Here is a 15952-nt window from a genome sequence, read left to right on the forward strand (position 1 = left end):
TATGTCTATAGGATTACAAACAGCAGAATTAAATTTTGATATAATAAGAGAAATAGGACAGGAAGGAAAAAATTCACAAGTTTTTTTAGCTCATGACAAACAATTAGATGCAGAAATAGTAATAAAAAGAATTGAAAAGACAAAATTTACTAATAGCAATGAATATTATGAAGAATCAAAAAAACTCTATTTATCTTCCCATAATAATGTTGTCAAGGTTAGTTATGCTTGCTCTGACGATGATTATATCTATATAGCGATGCCATATTATAAAAATGGTTCTCTTAAGAGTCTTATTACAAATAGGAATTTATCTATTAGAGAAATTATACGCTATTCTATACAATTTCTATCAGGACTACATCATATTCATTCTAAAGGTTTGATTCATTTTGATATAAAACCAGATAATATTATGATTTCAGATAGTAATGAAGCTTTATTGTCTGATTTTGGTTTAGCAAAGGCAATGAATGATTTTGGTTTAGCCAATCCTACTTTTCTTTACGAAAAACAAATAGCTCCAGAAGCTTTTCAAAGTACAAAAAAAACATTACATTATGATATATATTTATCAGGTATAACATTATATAGATTATTGAATGGTGAAAAACATTTTGAAAATCAATTATCTAAGTATAATAATAATATAGAAAGCTTCAAGAATGATGTTATATCAGGTAAATTCCCTAATAGAAAAGATTATTTAGCTCATATACCTATAAAATTACAAAAAATAGTTAATAAAGCTATAGATATAGATATTTCTAAGAGATATAATAATGTGTTAGAGTTAATGAATGACTTAGGAGGTGTTGATGAGAATTTAGATTGGGTATATTCTGAAAAAGAATGGCTATGCAATAAAGGAAATCATACATATAAAATAGTTATAAATGATGACAATCCTAAAGCAATTAGTATTGATACAACAAAAATTAATAATATCACTGGAATAGAAACAAAAGAAAAAAAGAGTACCTTTAAAAACCTTAATGAAAAAGATATTTCTTCTAAAATTAAGGGAGTCTTTAAGAGTTATGAAAAATAGGACTATAAAATATAATAAAAAAGGTTTGAAGAGAGTGGAGAACACTATTCAAAAAACTATTTTACCTAAAAATGACTTAAATGACGAAAATATAAAAATAATAAGAGAAGGAGAATACTTAAAAATAATAAAAAAGTAATGCTTTCATTCACCTAATAATAGATAAATATGAATGTAGATATCAACAAAAACAAACAACATTTAAAAGACTTTTTAGAGTCAGAAGGATTAGAGTTTTCAACAGAGTTTAAAGCTAAGTGTCGCTATAATAATAGTTGCAGTTTAAATAATGTTATGGTTACAATAGATGAAGATTTTAATGTAACTATTGATGAGGAGATTTATCCTATTGATAGTTATATTTATACACTTGAAAATAATACATTAGAAATTACTAAGAATGAAGATATTGTTGAAGTGTTTATAGATCATAGCTATCATAAACATAAGTTAGTCAGATCTCTTAGAAGATAAAAGAAAGTTCATATAACAAAGAATCACCTACCATAAAGCCTATGCCCCGTTTATTCTTATTCCTCCCTTGTCTCGCATTAGCACAATATCCTGAAGCAATGGATTTTAGCAAGCTCTATCAGGGCAAAATAGATAGTATTGTGGTCATACATCGTACGGGCTAGACAAAAGAAACTTTGTGGGCTGGTGCTCCTGAAGAAGAACGTATTACTGAGAAAAGGAAGAGGCTGCCTCTATCTAAAGGAAAGCGATTGCTTAAAATATTGAAAGATAAAACAGTTTATAAAGAAGAATATCCTTGGGTGATTGATGTAGTAAGTAGTTTCCTTTTCTATGCAAAATGGCAATGAAGTGCTTACCTTGCATTTTTCAACAGAGACCAAGCAACTAACAATGTATAGAGAAGATGAACTTATCTTTGCAGGAATGAGCGAAGGAAAACTTACTAAAAAGTTCATTCGTTATCTGTATCCTAACCTATCTGCTAAAGAACTGTATATGAATTTCTTTATCCTATGGGAGGAGATTTAGAAACAACAAACCGTCACTTATTATATAAAAATTGTCTTCCCCTCATAATAAGGTATTGCGGAGTAATAAAGGGGAATGACTCCATTTTATTCATTATTGGGAAGAAAGACAAGACAGAGCTGTGGCTCACTCTAAACAAAGTTTGCAAAGCTGAGGATACCGCCTCTCGCTTTTTGAGAGGATCAATCGAGTTTTCCCTCTGTTTAGAGGTCTTCTCTTTCTCAATTTTACTAATTGCTAATTGTATCTGTATGTTTTACAAAGAATTAGAGGTAGCTCCTGGTTGTGTGGGGCTCTTATTCAAAAAGAATGTTTTTCAGCAAGAACTTACTGCGGGCATCTATAAGTTCAGTCCGTGGGAGAAAGTACATATCCTATCCCTATCACAGAAGCTCAGAAGTACAAGGGTGGTCAATCAGGAGGTATTAACGGCTGATAATATTGCTTTGCGCTTTTCCTTTTATATAGCCTACAAACTGGACAATGCTAAGTTGTTTGTAGACAATTTTGGGGTAGAAGCGGATAATTTCGCCTTAGCCGAACAACAAATGGTAGCCATAGCACAGGTACTATTACGCCAGAGGATAGCCGCTTTCACTAGTGAAAAGCTAAACGAATGCCGAGAAGAAATCACTGATTTCAAAGAGGAGGCTTTCTGTAATGAAGTAGCGGCTTTGGGACTTAAGATCATAAAAGCACAGCTAATAGACATCACTTTCCCTAAGAGTGTACAAGATCTTTTCTCACGTGTACTGGAAAGCAAAATACGTGCTACCTCCGAACTCGAAAATGCGCGTACAGCAGTAGCCACCGCTCGAGCTCTTAAGAATGCTTCCGAACTGGTAAAAGGAGATGAAAATATTAAGTTTTTGCAATATCTGGAAACGATCACCAAGATAGCCGACAAGGGCAAACATACCTTTGTGATAGGGGAAGTACCTATGACAAAAATATAAAGAAACAACTAAAACCTAAATGTATGTATAAATCACTATTTTTTGTAGCTTTTCTAGGGCTTGTGGTAGCCTGCGAGAAATCAGGAGACAACAATGACTCCACTACACAGACACCTACTCCACCGGTGGTTACTCCACCTGCTCCTACTCAAAAGCCCAGCGCTTATGACAGGGATTTCTACTTGGAGCCTTCCCGCCTCAATGTGGTAAAGAACGAACACAATGCGGAACTTAAAAAACTCTATTATCAAGTATATGGCACCCCCTGTGGAGGCTGGTATGATGGGGTAAGTCCCAATGCAGCAAAGAATGAGGGTTGGCTGAAAAATTTTGTAGAGGGCGCAGAGAGGGTACAGAAGACCCCTATTGTCGTGCTTTATGGGATTCCTAACCGTGATTGTGGCTCTTTCTCTAAGGGAGGACACCCTTCCGCCGCTTCCTATAAGGCTTGGATAGACCGTGTGAGTGCTATTATCGGTCAGCGTCGTGCTGTGGTGATCGTAGAGCCTGATGCCATCAACTATTGTGGACATAAGAGAGGTACTCCGGCTTATAACGAACGTGCAGAATTGCTCTCCTATGTGGGGCAAACCTTACAGAAAAACAATCCCAATGTAGCCACTTATATCCATGCAGGAAATTCGGTACTGACGACAAATCACCCCGAAGCGATTGCCCAAGCGATTATAGACGGAGGCTTACAATATATGCGTGGTTTTGCTCTAAATGTATCAGGTTTAGGGGGCACTCTTGAGGAACAGGAAGGAGCGGAGAAGTTTGTCGCTTACTTAGCCTCCAAAGGCTTCAAGGACAAGTACTATGTGATAGATACAGGGCGTAGTGGTATCAACCGACCTCAGCATCAGAATGCCAATGCTCCCTACAACTCATGTAACAATTTCAATGCCGCTTTAGGTCCTCGTAGTACCTCCAGAACTACGGGTGCTCATGCCGATGCCTATCTGTGGATTAACGGAGGAGGAGGCTCTGATGGAGAATGTAATATGGGAGCCCCAGCTGCAGGAAAGCCTTATCCAGAGTACACCAAGCACTTGGTAGAAAATGCCATAAGGGTAAAAAGTATAGAGATTCTTGAGGTACCTGAAAGCCTTAAATAGACTTGTAAAAAACGCAAAAACAACTAATTACAAATAACTATGTTCCGATGGATATGTTCCCTATTCTTCTGTATAGGGTTACAAGCACAGTCTGTCAAGACCTTTGATTACACTTGTGCTGATGGGAAAGTACGTCCCTATGTAGTCTACTCTCCTCAGGGGGAGAGCAAGGCGCCTAAGCCATTACTTGTTTTTTTACATGGAGCCATTTCCTCACCTGAACTCAAGGCGCACCCCGAGGAGTATGTACAGAAATCACCGCTCTTGTCATTGGCCAATGCTGCGGGTTGTTATGTGCTTTTTCCCTTTGGACAGCAGGGGGCTACTTGGTTTGATCATGTCGGGCAGCAGATGGTTATGGACGAAATTGCTCAGGTGAAAAAACAATATGCGATTGATCCGAACAAGGTTTTTCTCTCTGGTTTTTCCGATGGAGGATCAGGGGTATATTATTTTTCTATGACCCAGCCTGAGCCCTTTGCAGGTTTTATCGCAATGAATGGGAGCTTAAAGGTAGCCAGTATGTTGGGCGAAGAAGCGCTTTTCCCCTGTAATATGAATCAGAAGCCCTTGTATATACTTAATACGACTGAGGATATACTCTATCCTTTGGATCAGATAATTCCTGCGGTGGATTTTCTTAAGAGGGATAACCCTCATATAGTCTTTAGAACTCCCAAAGGGAATCATTTTTTGAGCTATTTACCAGAAGAGCAGACCTCCTTGGTGACTTTTATCAAGGAGAATACACGCAAGCCACTGACACATATTGTATGGGAAACAGCTAATATTAGCAAAATCAATAGTATAGGTTGGTTGCGGCTCTCTGCTCTTTCGCTGGATCAAGCGCCGGCTTCTTGGCATGTTCCTTATCCCAAGGTACGTATAGAGAACAATAAGGCCGACTTGGGGCTCAAGTATGATTATACTTATCAGGGAAAGGGACTCAAAGTGGCTGGATTCAAAAATGATACAGTAACAGCCAAGCGCTTAGGAGTAAAACAAGGAGATATACTTCTCTCCTTGGAGCGTGATAGTATCACCTCTCCCATGTCGCCAATGCTGTATATGGCTAAGAAAAAAGCAGGCGACCCTACTCAGATAAGTGTGTTGCGTGAAGGAACACCGCTTACTCTAAAAGGGAATTTTAATGCTGGATATCCCTATCTGCTACTAAAACAACCAGAAAAGACCGCTAAGATAGAAGCAGAGCTTATAGGGAGAAGGGTATATATACGTACCTCTCGTGTGGCTGACTATCACGTAGATAGAGAGCAAGCGCCCGTTAAGATCAAAGGGAAAATTAAAAATTTAAATAAGTAAAAGATGCCAAAAACTTACGGAAAATTTACGCTGTCCCTCACAGGAAAGGACAGTCATAAAGTGAATATTACCCCAGGACAAGGACGCTTTACTATAGCTCCTAAGACCTCGGGAGAGAAAGCAGATGCCTATGTAGAGGCAGACACCCCTATACAATGGGAAGTTTTCAACGATTTTAAAGTACCCGCAGGAGGCAACTGGCCTCGTGTGATGGACTATATGGGGAATGACACCCGCTTTATAAAATGGACAGAACAGCGCGAAATGGAGAGCTTTGACTGGACACTAATGGCTCCTGCAACAGTAGATTTCTCTAAAGCAAAGATTGAATATTTATCAGTAGACAATAATGATTACCCTCTTGATATTAAGCTCGGTAACAAGTGGCTGAAGGGGCTTAGTTTGGAAGGAAATCCGCATAAGATAACGCTTGAAGTGGTAGTTCCTTTGAAGAGTATCTCGTTTGATATCAGTACTGAAAAGAAGAATAATACCCCTGTGTTCTTGCCTAAATTTGAAGCGCTAAAAGACATTACTACTATTAATATAAGCACACCAGTAGGGGGACAACCGTTTGACTGCGGGAGCTTGTTACAGTTCAAAAAACTCAAGACAGTGAGATTGGATGGAAATATGTGTAATATGGAGGCTTTGGGTAAATTAAACCTTAGCGGTATTGAGGTGCGTTATTGCCCTGATATGACTGGATTACCCCCTTTGAGTACTTGGGCAGACCTCAACTATTGTATTTTCTGGAATGTGGAAGAGGTAAGAGGTAAGGTACTGAGAAAAGAACTAAAAGAATTGGAGAAAACGCGAGAGTTGAGTGAATATGTTTCAGTCTCTAACTTGCACCCTAAGAGTTGGTTTGCTACAGAGTTTAACATTCCTTTTGCTTCGTGGGAAGGCAAGAACGGTAGAGAGGCAATGAAAGCCTACAAGGAAACCCTAAAAGCCATAAAAAAAGCTAAAGACGAAAAAGAAGTTAGGAGCCTATTAGAGGGGCTTATCGCAGTTATCAACGGGTTGCCCAATATAGAAACCACTGAGCGAGAGGATACTTATGAAGCTGTATGTCAGCTAGCAGAAGTAGCGCCTTTTGCTATTGAGGAAGAGAAAATAACGCAGTGGTTTGACCAGGCGAGAGAATTTTGATTAACAAGAAATATGTACCCTATAGGGTATATATTTAAAAGAATAATACTATTTTGCACCCGAAAGGGTGTATATTTAATTATTTTATCTATCTTTGCACCCGAAAAGGTATAATCTGATTTGTTAATTATGAATATCGCTTCTTTTGTAAAGGAAAGGCGTAAGCAGTTACGCCTTACACAGCCTGAGTTGGCAATGCGAGCGGGCGTTGGGTTGCGCTTCGTACGCGAATTGGAGCAGGGTAAAAAAACCTTGCGTTTGGATAAAGTAAATCAAGTATTGGCTCTCTTCGGTGCCGAAGTAGGGGTCGTAAGTATTATTGAGGAATGAAACAAGTAGTAAGCATTACCTACTTGGCAACAGTGGATTGAGCGTAGTTTTCTTTCTGATTTTCAATACAATATTATTACTCATTCTTTAACGTTTTGAATAACTTCATCATGAATATAACATTATTTTTAGTAGCCCTTAGTGGTATTTGTTGGACAGTGGTCTATGTAGATGCTATCCGAATAGGTTTTAGAAATAAAACTTATGCTATTCCTTTTTGGGCATTAGCTTTAAACTTTGCTTGGGAATTGCTTTGCACTATAATTGGTTATCAAGAAATTGGAATCAATGACCAAATGATTGCTAATATTGTATGGTTATTTTGTGATGCCTTTATACTCATTACTTATTTTAAATATGGAAAATTATACTGCCCTATAGTTGTCCAAAAATACTTTTATTTGAATGGAATTGTGATATTGTTTATTTCATTTGTAGTACAATATGCCTTTATCAGAGAATTTGGTTTAATAATGGGAAGTAGTTATTCTGCCTTTTTACAAAATCTATTAATGTCTATACTATTTATTGGTTGGGCATTAGACAATAATAGAATTTCTTCCCAGTCTATACTTATAGGCATATCCAAATGTATAGGTACATTAGCTCCCACTATATTATTTGGAATGATAGGTAGTGAACGTCTTGGAGGAGCTAATACCTTTTTATTATACATAGGATTGATAATTTTTGTGTTAGATATAGTGTATATTACTCTATTACTTATAAAAAGGAATACAAAATCCCGTATAATTGAAACCTCTTAAAATCTTTCTTAATATGTCATATAACTTTAGCGAACTTGACGCCCTTACTGATCGACTTATAGAAGAGGAAATGCAGGCGTATGACCTGCCTTATTATATAGAACCACTGCTTGAAGGCACGACTCTTATAGATCTGCTCAAAGCTTATCTAAATGATGCCATTACCCATAAAAATGCAAGTCGTATAGAGAGTGCTATCATTCTTGCAGGAGCATTGGGTGAGGATAAAAAGCTGTTGTCTCAGTACGAAACCTTGCTTTTGGAAGATTGGCATCACAGTCATGAAGATCTTGTGGATATAATTGAATCTTATGGTAATGCCTCAAATGTTGCCACTTTACAGAAAGCTTTCAATCTCTTCCTGCCTTATATGGAGTACAACCATCATTATTCTTTTCACCGCAAGTTGCTCTACGCCATCCAAAAACTAGCTCCTGAGCAATTTACAGGTATACACAAGCAGTATATTGCAGCCTTGAAGAAAGGAATTATTTTAAAAAAATAACTCTATGACCTCAGACGAATTTGTAAAGAATTTTTACCTTGAAAAACTAAAGTTTTTAAAGTCAAGCTTTGAACAGTCTTCCCAATACCCCAACACCGTGAATATCAAAATAAAAGAAATGGGACTCACAGAGATTCAAACAGACCAACTTAAGGAAGTGATGGATAGGCTGTTGAATGATGTGTTTTACAGCATTCTATTAGGCTTAGATGGCGAATGCTCCATAGGCAACACCCAGCAGACTTACAAAATATACGATGAAGATGGTAATCTTATTTCCGATTGTGGAGAATTGGAATTGAGTGCTTATGAATACTTTCAAGGGGGTGAATAAAAGAAGGAAATAGATTGAAAATGAATACATTATGAAACTCTTTTATTTTATATATTTTCTTAGCACCCTTATCAGTGGGTGGGGATACGGGAAGCCCTCTGAGATAAGAGCAAAAAGTTCTTCTATCTTTTGGGAAACCTCTGTAGAGGTAGAAGGAGAAAAGGTATACCTGATCACCCGATATACTGCGGGAGATGGGGTTACTTCTTTTTCTTGTCGTAAAACACTGCTCCCTATTAGTTCTCATAATGTACGTATGATAACCAATGATGAGAGCTGGCTCATCGTTGCCAATGACGATTATTACTATTATATTCGGGAATACAACAATGTCAAAGAAGCCAAAGTAATCCCTCTACTTCCTACTCGAGAGGTAAAAGAGGTGCTTGAGGGAGGACACGTATATTTTACCCAAGGAGCTTGGTATCGTTTGGATTATAAGCTTTCATCAGAAGATCATAAATCTGTCAAGATTACCAAGGAAGCCCTCACCGATTTTCCTACCCAAGAGGTGGTTGTTCTGCAATCTTCTGAGAGAAAAACCCTTCTGAAGGATGCCCATAAAGTATATGTGTACCGAGAAGAGCAGTATAGTGATGAGAGCAGTATCGAGGTTGTAGCGGGATTGGACGCCCCAAAGGTATGTTGGGTAGTGGGAGGTTATGGCTCTTATGATTACTTATACGACGAAGATACTTTCTATATAACTAAGCATGATAGCCCTTGGCTATGGGACTATACAGAGCGATTCACTTGCAAAGGATTCACCCAGAAATTCACTGAAGGAATCCTTGTTCTCTATGGACAGAAGACATACTACAGGAGTGCTTTTTGGGACTTTCACGAAGGACGCTTGTGGTTTTGTGAGCATTTTGATGGAGGACCCCAGATTGTTCCCAGAGAAGATATAACCTATGAGAAATCACTGGATTTGCTCCAAAAAGAGGGAATGTACTACCGAGACTATTCTCATTATCGCAATAGAGACAGAGACGATGATTATTACCGCCCCATAGACCCCTCAGCGGTAAAGAACCCTAAGCAATTACGTATTATCAAGGCGCCTAAAGATTCCTACTTAGCTGAAGATCCCTTTTACTATGATGGGCTTTCCTTTTACACAATTTATAAAAATCGGTTTTTCCCTATAAAAACCAGTCCGCTGCAAGAGAAGATACTCTTAGCTAATGAAAGGTATCACACCACAGGTCAGGAATTTATTCTTATAGATGGCAAAATGGTTTTCTATTATGTCGGACGGTTAGAGATAAAAGAGAATGAACATCTCCCCATTTGCCCTATTAAAATCACTCAAGAGCTACCTTTTACCTCCCCCTTGAGAGATATCGGAGTGGGGTATGTAACTAAGGATTGGCTTGTCTTAGGTCGGTATTGTATCAGGAACACTACCGACTACCAAAGTCTTAGCTTTGTTCGTGCCACTATGGATATGAACTTATACCTCTCATACAAAAAGGCACCTACCTATTACTATTTCAAAGATAAGGATAGGAGTTACCGCTATATATACATGGAGAGAAAAAAGAAGCTACAACAGGCGAGGCTTCCTGAGTGTCGATAAAGGGAAATACCTTTTAGTTATGCAAAAACAAAGAATAGGCATTATTCACTTCCTTGAATAGGCATTATTCACTTCCTTACTAAGGAAGAGGGCGGGCGCCAGTAACCACCTATAGGTACTATAGAGTATCGCCCTACGACTCATATTGTGCAATTAGAACAACCTCATTGGAGTATCGTCATTACTTTTGATGAGCCAATGGAAGCGGGTGTATATAGTGCTTTATGCCAAGTGAGATTCCTCTTGGAGCACGCACCTCATTATATCTTGGACGAGCTCAAGGAAATGGAAGTGTGCGAGGGTGCGAGAATCGTGGGAAAGATTGTGTTTGACTAAATGCAATATAACTAGGACACGAGCGGCACGTTCACTCCAGCGAGGGAATTTAATTTTGATAAATGTAATCTAAAAAATAAAAAAGATTGTACAGAATGAAAGTTTATAAATTTACAAGTTACATAGAAAAAGAATATGCTATTCTTCGACCTAGCAACAAACAAAATATTAAAGAAGTCGATTTGTTAGATGCTTGGTGGGATAGTTGGGGTAGTAATGGGAATAAAATCGGAGATTTTACATTTTGTTATGGTATTAAAATATGTAAATCGTCCGTCTTTAATCTTTTACAAGAAAACTTTAAAGATATTAAGGGGGTAGATATAAAGATTAATAAGACTGAAAGAGAGTTAAAAGCAAAAAATCCTAAAAGACTGAAATGGCTACCACAAGAAGACATTGCATTAAAATCCTTTTTTAGCCCTACATATTTTGATTGTCTTCCCCAAAGTTCTTTAGTTAAGACAGAAAGAGGAAGAATAGAATTTATTGGAGTGTCAGAATTAAAAGGAGAGGAAATAATTCCTCGTGAAAAAGGTAAAGGAATCTTCTTTGATAAGGAGGTTATCAATAATTATGATTTCTTCACTTTACAGAATACAAATCTATTATTATGCACAGAACGTGTAAAAGAATTTTGTGAGGATAAAGAATTTAATAATATCATCTTTTTAGAAATGGGAGATATAATTTAACGTTCGTACAGTATAATAAAACATTATATTTGCATCACAATCCATGTTCACATATCCAGCAGTGAGTCCCCGCTGGCTTTATGTGAGACCTAAAAAACAACGGATGTTTATTTGCTTGATTGACAAATGTTTAACTATATATTTCTTATGTCAAACTCACGCTATAATAGAATAATTATGACAGATATAGAAAAGCAATACTTGAAATTAGTAGCGTTATACAAAACTGATAAAGATTCAGCTATAAACGGAATGATTGATATATTTCAAGAAGTATCTGAAAGTTATGAGCATGAAATATATCATTCTATTATGGAGTGGATAGGCTTAAGAGGGAATGAAAATACCTTAAACCATATAGAACATATAGATCTCAGCCTATATGAAGAGGAAAATGTACAAATATTAAATAGATTGAAAACTAAAATAAAGGAAAGATTAGATAATATTCCTAATGATGCGAGTTGTTAATGTTTTAGTAATGCTCTTAACCCCTCCTCAACCTGCCAAGTAGCACAATACAAAAGAGATAAAGGCACGAGCCACACGCTCGCACCAGCGAGGCGGGTAGATATTAAACCAAATAATATCCAAAGGGGCTATATTTACACTTATTAAAATTACAAAATGAAAAGGAAATGCTATTTTTTTGCAAATGATAATGATTATAATATGTTCACTTCTTTCTTGAAAGAAGTCACAACGATTCTAATTGATACGAAACCTCTATTAATTAATGAAAGTATTAATCCTTTGAAAAATATTTCGGAGGCTCAAAGCATACAGCTTTGTTTGTTAAATACAAATATTGTTTCTTTACCTGAATATTCTAAAGAATATAACAACATTCAAGGATATGCTCATTTTCATCCAATTGGAAAAGGACGTATGCAATTACTTAGATCCACAGTAGAAAAAGGAAAGTTTCTTAAAAATGGACAATTATATGGTTTTTCTGAAGATGAAGATTCAGAGGCTTGGATAAAGGAAGTTTTTAGTTGGATAAAAAGACATAGTAAAAAAGTATATAGAACCACCTTAAATAGAAATACTGTCTCTGAACATCCAGAAGCTAATTATTATTGCTTTCCGTCTGCTTCAGAAGAATTCAATGGAGAAGAAGGTAAATTCCTAACTATTGCAAATGATGTTTATTGTATGGCTAAATAAAAAAGAAATAAAGTCCCCCCCGCAGGCGCGAGTCAGTGAGGAAAATCGTTAAGACTTTATACCTAATATAACACACAGAAACAAAAACTATTTTCAATATGACTATTATAGATCTCATAAAACTTATCAAGCCTATTCCAGAATTATTTATTGGAATTCACAATATATTTTGTTTAGAAGCTTTTATTAATGGTTGGCATTATCGTGATACCAAGGAAGATGTGAGGGCGAGTATCTTATACACAGAATTTTATGAATGGCTAAGAAAAAGGTATAATATGAGAGACTCTAGAGGTTGGGCTAATATCCTTTATTATAAATTTGAAACTGAAGAAAAGGCTTTGGATGAGTTCTTCGTCTTATTCAATACCTTTTATAAAGAAAAATACAAAACAAGTCTATGGTAAAAGGTAATATTTAAAAATGCAACATACTAATACAAAAGATTTCGCATTTTGAATAAAGTAACCCCGCTGGCACGAGTCACATACTCGCTTGCAGGTATTCAGTGACTTTAGCTCGTGCCTATCATCCCAAGAGCTTATAGCTCTATTATAAATTTACAGTAAGCAATTAGATGTATTGTTAAAACCTCAATACAATTAAGCAGTACAATATAGAAACAATGAAGATATACAAAATAAGAGGTGGAAATGATCCCATTTATGCTAGTATTCACGCTCAAATGGGACAACCTTATGAAAAAGGAGAATATATAAAAGTGACTTGGAATGATTACCATTCTAAAGGGAATGTTATTCCTGATTTTTTATATGGTGGGTATATTGTATGTAAAAGAGAAATAGCGAAGGAACTCAAACAAAAGTTTGAAAGTTTGGAGATAGGAGAGCTAGAATGGCATAAAAATCCAAAAGAGATAGTAGCAAAAGATATTCGTAGATTAAGATGGCTACCTAAAGAAGAGGTCGATTTGGTACATATCTATTCTAAAATCAACATTCCTATATTGCCTCAAAGTACTATAATAATGAGTAAAGGAAATGATGGAAAAGATTGGATAAAAGACTATATTGGAGAAGAAACCCTATTTGGTACAAAGCATACACCAAGAGAGTTTGGAAAGGGTATATTTATTGACAAGAGAGATCTTGGAGATTTTGATTTTTTCAGAATAGAAAAAAGTACTTTTCTTTTATGTACAGAAAATGTAAAAAAATATATAGAAAAAAGAGGATTTAGTAATGTTTTATTTTTAGAAATAGGAGATGTTATTTAAAACTAAAACCTCCCCACAGGTGCGAGTCAGTAAGAGAAATCGTTAAGACTTTATGCCTAATATAACACACAGAAACAAAAACTATTTTCAATATGACTATTATAGAACTTATAAAGCAAATCAAACCCTTTCCTGTACTATTTATCAGAAAGCATAGTATATTTAACCTCGAAGTATTTATTGATGGTTGGTATTATCGTGATGAAGAAGAAGATGTAAAGGCAGATATTTTATACACAGACTTTTATGAGTGGTTACGTAAAAGATATAATATGAATGATAGTAGAGGCTGGGCTGATATCCTTTATTATAAATTTGAAACTGAAGAAAAGGCTTTGGATGAGTTCTTCGTCTTATTCAATACTTTTTATAAAGAAAAATACAAAACAAGTCTATGGTAAAAGGTAATATTTAAAAATGCAACATACTAATACAAAAGATTTCTATTGGCAAAATCGTATTTGAATAATGAAAACATTATTAAAAAAATCCCCCTACCTACTGATATTATTTCGGTTTTTGTTAGCCCCTACTATTCTGTGGGTGGCGTATAAGGCAGAAGAACCCACCGCAAGGCTATGGATAGTAGTTTTTATAGTTTTAGGACTATTGTCGGATATCTTCGATGGGATTATTGCACGCTATATGGGGGTCTGCACCGTGGCAATGCGGCGAATCGATAGCCAAACAGATTTGATATTCTGGCTGTCTGTGGGCGTGGCTTGTTATCATCTCAACCCCACTTTGATAGCTGCCTATCGGTATGAAATTATTGCCCTTTTTGTAATGGAAGGACTCTGCTATGGGGTGAGTTTTTGGCGATTTGGCAAAGAAACTTGTACACACGCTTTTCTTTCCAAATTGTGGGGCGTATGCTTATTAGTAGCTTTTATCTCGCTCATAGGCTTTGGTTATGGAGGGTTCCCCTTGCTCTTGGCAGTCTATTGGGGATTCTTCTCGCAATTGGACGTCATTCTTATCATTTTGTTACTACCTAAATGGCAGAACGATATCCCAAGTAGCTACCACGCTTATCTGCTGAGAAAAGGAAAAGAAATTAAGAAACACAAGTTATTTAATTAACAAATGAAAACAGAAAAAATATTATTAGCAGGAGCAACCGGCTATTTGGGTCAGTATATAAAAATGGAGTCAACAAAAATCTCCTCAATGAGGCTTTGTGCGAAGGCGTACAGGAATTTGTATACGTATCAGTTTGAAGGCGTATTTTGAAACAATGAGGCTGTCCAAAAAGTCCAAAACATTATTTTTCAAAGCTTAAATCGAATATTTTCAAATTTTATTCTATTGAAAATCAGTTTTTTAGGTTCTGTTGTAGGGGGAGATTTGCAAATCGCCCTTCATGAATAAGACTTTTCGGACAGCCTGATGAGTTTATTTAAAATTTTCCTCTATTTTTGTGACGATATCTTTGGCAAGGCGCAATGCTTTGGTACCTTGTAGGAAGGTCACTACAGGAGTGGTGTTGTGCTCTATAGCATCGGCAAAGGTTTCTAATTCCTCAAGAATAGCATTGGTAGGTTGTACCTCTGGGTATTCGAAGTAGATTTGCTTGCGTTCGCCTTCGGCATTCTGAAGGATCATATCATATTCGCTCACTTCTTCTGGAGCATCTTTCATATGGATGACTTCTACCTTTTTTTCTAAGAAATCCACAGAGATATAGGCATCCTTCTGGAAGAAACGACTCTTGCGCATATTCTTCATCGAAATACGGCTGGCAGTAAGGTTGGCCACACAGCCATTTTCAAATTCTATACGAGCATTGGTAATATCAGGCGATTTGCTAATCACAGCTACTCCACTGGCTTCTATATGCTTTACAGGCGAATCCACTACATTTAGGAGCACATCTATATCGTGAATCATTAGGTCAAGTACTACGGAAACATCGGTACCCCTTGGGTTGAACTCCGCCAAGCGGTGAACCTCAATGAACATAGGGTTTGCTATGGACGACTTAGCCGCTTGAAAAGCAGGATTGAAGCGCTCCACATGCCCCACTTGCCCTTTGAGCTGGTTTGCTTCCAGTAGTCGGTATATTTCTTCTGCCTCGGCTACAGTGCTGGTAATGGGTTTCTCTATAAAAATATGTCGCTTGGCAGCAATAGCCTTCAGCGCACACTCATAGTGAGATAGGGTAGGGGTTACGATATCCACTACCTCTACTGCCTCGATGAGCTTCTCTATACTATCGAAGTAAGTATAACCAAATTCGGCTACTACCTTCTGCGCTTGCTCTTTATTAGGATCGTAGAAACCTATAAGTTCATATCTCTCGGATTGGTTAAGGAGTTTTAGGTGTATTTTTCCTAAGTGTCCTGCACCCAATACCCCTACTTTTAGTTTATTTTTCATCTTTAGATA

The 15952-nt window shown here is 36.7% G+C and carries 21 protein-coding genes and 1 pseudogene; 21 read left to right on the top strand and 1 reads right to left on the bottom strand.

Annotated features, from left to right (window positions below):
* The first annotated feature begins 1 nt into the window (after nucleotide 1).
* The 21 genes and pseudogenes from CGC50_RS09685 to CGC50_RS09780 all read left to right on the top strand — a co-directional run bounded on the left by CGC50_RS09685 (nucleotide 2) and on the right by CGC50_RS09780 (nucleotide 14647).
* Complete coding sequence (locus tag CGC50_RS09685) at nucleotides 2-1051, top strand: serine/threonine-protein kinase (protein ID WP_095910668.1); 1050 nt, start codon at nucleotides 2-4, stop codon at nucleotides 1049-1051.
* Between the two features lie 168 nt (nucleotides 1052-1219).
* Nucleotides 1220-1525, top strand: a complete 306-nt coding sequence (locus CGC50_RS09690; RefSeq protein ID WP_095910669.1) for a hypothetical protein — start codon at nucleotides 1220-1222, stop codon at nucleotides 1523-1525.
* 41 nt (nucleotides 1526-1566) lie between these two features.
* The gene (locus tag CGC50_RS14270) at nucleotides 1567-1689 is read left to right on the top strand and encodes a hypothetical protein (protein ID WP_262482325.1); all 123 of its coding nucleotides are present in this window, start codon (nucleotides 1567-1569) and stop codon (nucleotides 1687-1689) included.
* 169 nt (nucleotides 1690-1858) lie between these two features.
* Complete coding sequence (locus CGC50_RS14110; RefSeq protein ID WP_232781100.1) at nucleotides 1859-2056, top strand: hypothetical protein; 198 nt, start codon at nucleotides 1859-1861, stop codon at nucleotides 2054-2056.
* A gap of 251 nt (nucleotides 2057-2307) precedes the next feature.
* Nucleotides 2308-3012 carry a slipin family protein gene (locus CGC50_RS09700; RefSeq protein ID WP_095911343.1) on the top strand — a complete coding sequence of 235 codons (705 nt, stop codon included), beginning with the start codon at nucleotides 2308-2310 and terminating at the stop codon, nucleotides 3010-3012.
* A gap of 23 nt (nucleotides 3013-3035) precedes the next feature.
* On the top strand, nucleotides 3036-4130 hold the full coding sequence (locus CGC50_RS09705; protein WP_095910670.1) for a glycoside hydrolase family 6 protein: 1095 nt from the start codon (nucleotides 3036-3038) through the stop codon (nucleotides 4128-4130).
* 39 nt (nucleotides 4131-4169) lie between these two features.
* Nucleotides 4170-5453 (top strand): PHB depolymerase family esterase, encoded by a 1284-nt coding sequence (locus CGC50_RS09710; protein ID WP_095910671.1) that lies wholly within the window; start codon nucleotides 4170-4172, stop codon nucleotides 5451-5453.
* A 3-nt stretch (nucleotides 5454-5456) separates the two neighbouring features.
* Nucleotides 5457-6608: a hypothetical protein gene (locus CGC50_RS09715; RefSeq protein WP_095910672.1), complete on the top strand. Its 1152-nt coding sequence runs from the start codon at nucleotides 5457-5459 to the stop codon at nucleotides 6606-6608.
* 129 nt (nucleotides 6609-6737) lie between these two features.
* Nucleotides 6738-6938: a helix-turn-helix transcriptional regulator gene (locus CGC50_RS09720; protein WP_198541604.1), complete on the top strand. Its 201-nt coding sequence runs from the start codon at nucleotides 6738-6740 to the stop codon at nucleotides 6936-6938.
* A gap of 110 nt (nucleotides 6939-7048) precedes the next feature.
* Complete coding sequence (locus tag CGC50_RS09725; protein ID WP_095910673.1) at nucleotides 7049-7705, top strand: transmembrane-type terpene cyclase; 657 nt, start codon at nucleotides 7049-7051, stop codon at nucleotides 7703-7705.
* 13 nt (nucleotides 7706-7718) lie between these two features.
* Nucleotides 7719-8210, top strand: coding sequence for a hypothetical protein (locus tag CGC50_RS09730; RefSeq protein ID WP_095910674.1), 492 nt, complete (start codon nucleotides 7719-7721; stop codon nucleotides 8208-8210).
* 4 nt (nucleotides 8211-8214) lie between these two features.
* Nucleotides 8215-8544, top strand: coding sequence for a hypothetical protein (locus CGC50_RS09735; RefSeq protein WP_095910675.1), 330 nt, complete (start codon nucleotides 8215-8217; stop codon nucleotides 8542-8544).
* Between the two features lie 31 nt (nucleotides 8545-8575).
* Entirely contained in the window at nucleotides 8576-10126 is a 1551-nt protein-coding gene (locus CGC50_RS09740; RefSeq protein WP_095910676.1) for a hypothetical protein, read from the top strand.
* 57 nt (nucleotides 10127-10183) lie between these two features.
* Nucleotides 10184-10462 (top strand): annotated as a pseudogene (locus tag CGC50_RS09745) (hypothetical protein).
* Nucleotides 10463-10557: 95 nt separating this feature from the next.
* A complete protein-coding gene (locus CGC50_RS09750) occupies nucleotides 10558-11157 on the top strand; it encodes a hypothetical protein (protein ID WP_095910677.1) in 600 nt (199 codons plus the stop codon).
* A gap of 177 nt (nucleotides 11158-11334) precedes the next feature.
* A complete protein-coding gene (locus CGC50_RS09755) occupies nucleotides 11335-11628 on the top strand; it encodes a hypothetical protein (protein WP_157909450.1) in 294 nt (97 codons plus the stop codon).
* Between the two features lie 156 nt (nucleotides 11629-11784).
* Nucleotides 11785-12327, top strand: coding sequence for a hypothetical protein (locus CGC50_RS09760; RefSeq protein ID WP_095910679.1), 543 nt, complete (start codon nucleotides 11785-11787; stop codon nucleotides 12325-12327).
* Between the two features lie 98 nt (nucleotides 12328-12425).
* Nucleotides 12426-12734: a hypothetical protein gene (locus tag CGC50_RS09765; RefSeq protein WP_095910680.1), complete on the top strand. Its 309-nt coding sequence runs from the start codon at nucleotides 12426-12428 to the stop codon at nucleotides 12732-12734.
* Between the two features lie 218 nt (nucleotides 12735-12952).
* On the top strand, nucleotides 12953-13564 hold the full coding sequence (locus tag CGC50_RS09770; RefSeq protein WP_095910681.1) for a hypothetical protein: 612 nt from the start codon (nucleotides 12953-12955) through the stop codon (nucleotides 13562-13564).
* A 92-nt stretch (nucleotides 13565-13656) separates the two neighbouring features.
* On the top strand, nucleotides 13657-13965 hold the full coding sequence (locus CGC50_RS09775) for a hypothetical protein (protein ID WP_095910682.1): 309 nt from the start codon (nucleotides 13657-13659) through the stop codon (nucleotides 13963-13965).
* A gap of 67 nt (nucleotides 13966-14032) precedes the next feature.
* Complete coding sequence (locus CGC50_RS09780; RefSeq protein ID WP_095910683.1) at nucleotides 14033-14647, top strand: CDP-alcohol phosphatidyltransferase family protein; 615 nt, start codon at nucleotides 14033-14035, stop codon at nucleotides 14645-14647.
* 312 nt (nucleotides 14648-14959) lie between these two features.
* Here the strand turns inward: CGC50_RS09780 and CGC50_RS09785 are convergent, their stop codons facing one another.
* Nucleotides 14960-15943 carry a Gfo/Idh/MocA family oxidoreductase gene (locus CGC50_RS09785; RefSeq protein ID WP_095910684.1) on the bottom strand — a complete coding sequence of 328 codons (984 nt, stop codon included), beginning with the start codon at nucleotides 15941-15943 and terminating at the stop codon, nucleotides 14960-14962.
* Nucleotides 15944-15952 lie beyond the last annotated feature (9 nt).

Source organism: Capnocytophaga gingivalis (assembly GCF_002302415.1).
In the GTDB taxonomy this organism is placed as follows: Bacteria; Bacteroidota; Bacteroidia; order Flavobacteriales; family Flavobacteriaceae; genus Capnocytophaga; species Capnocytophaga gingivalis.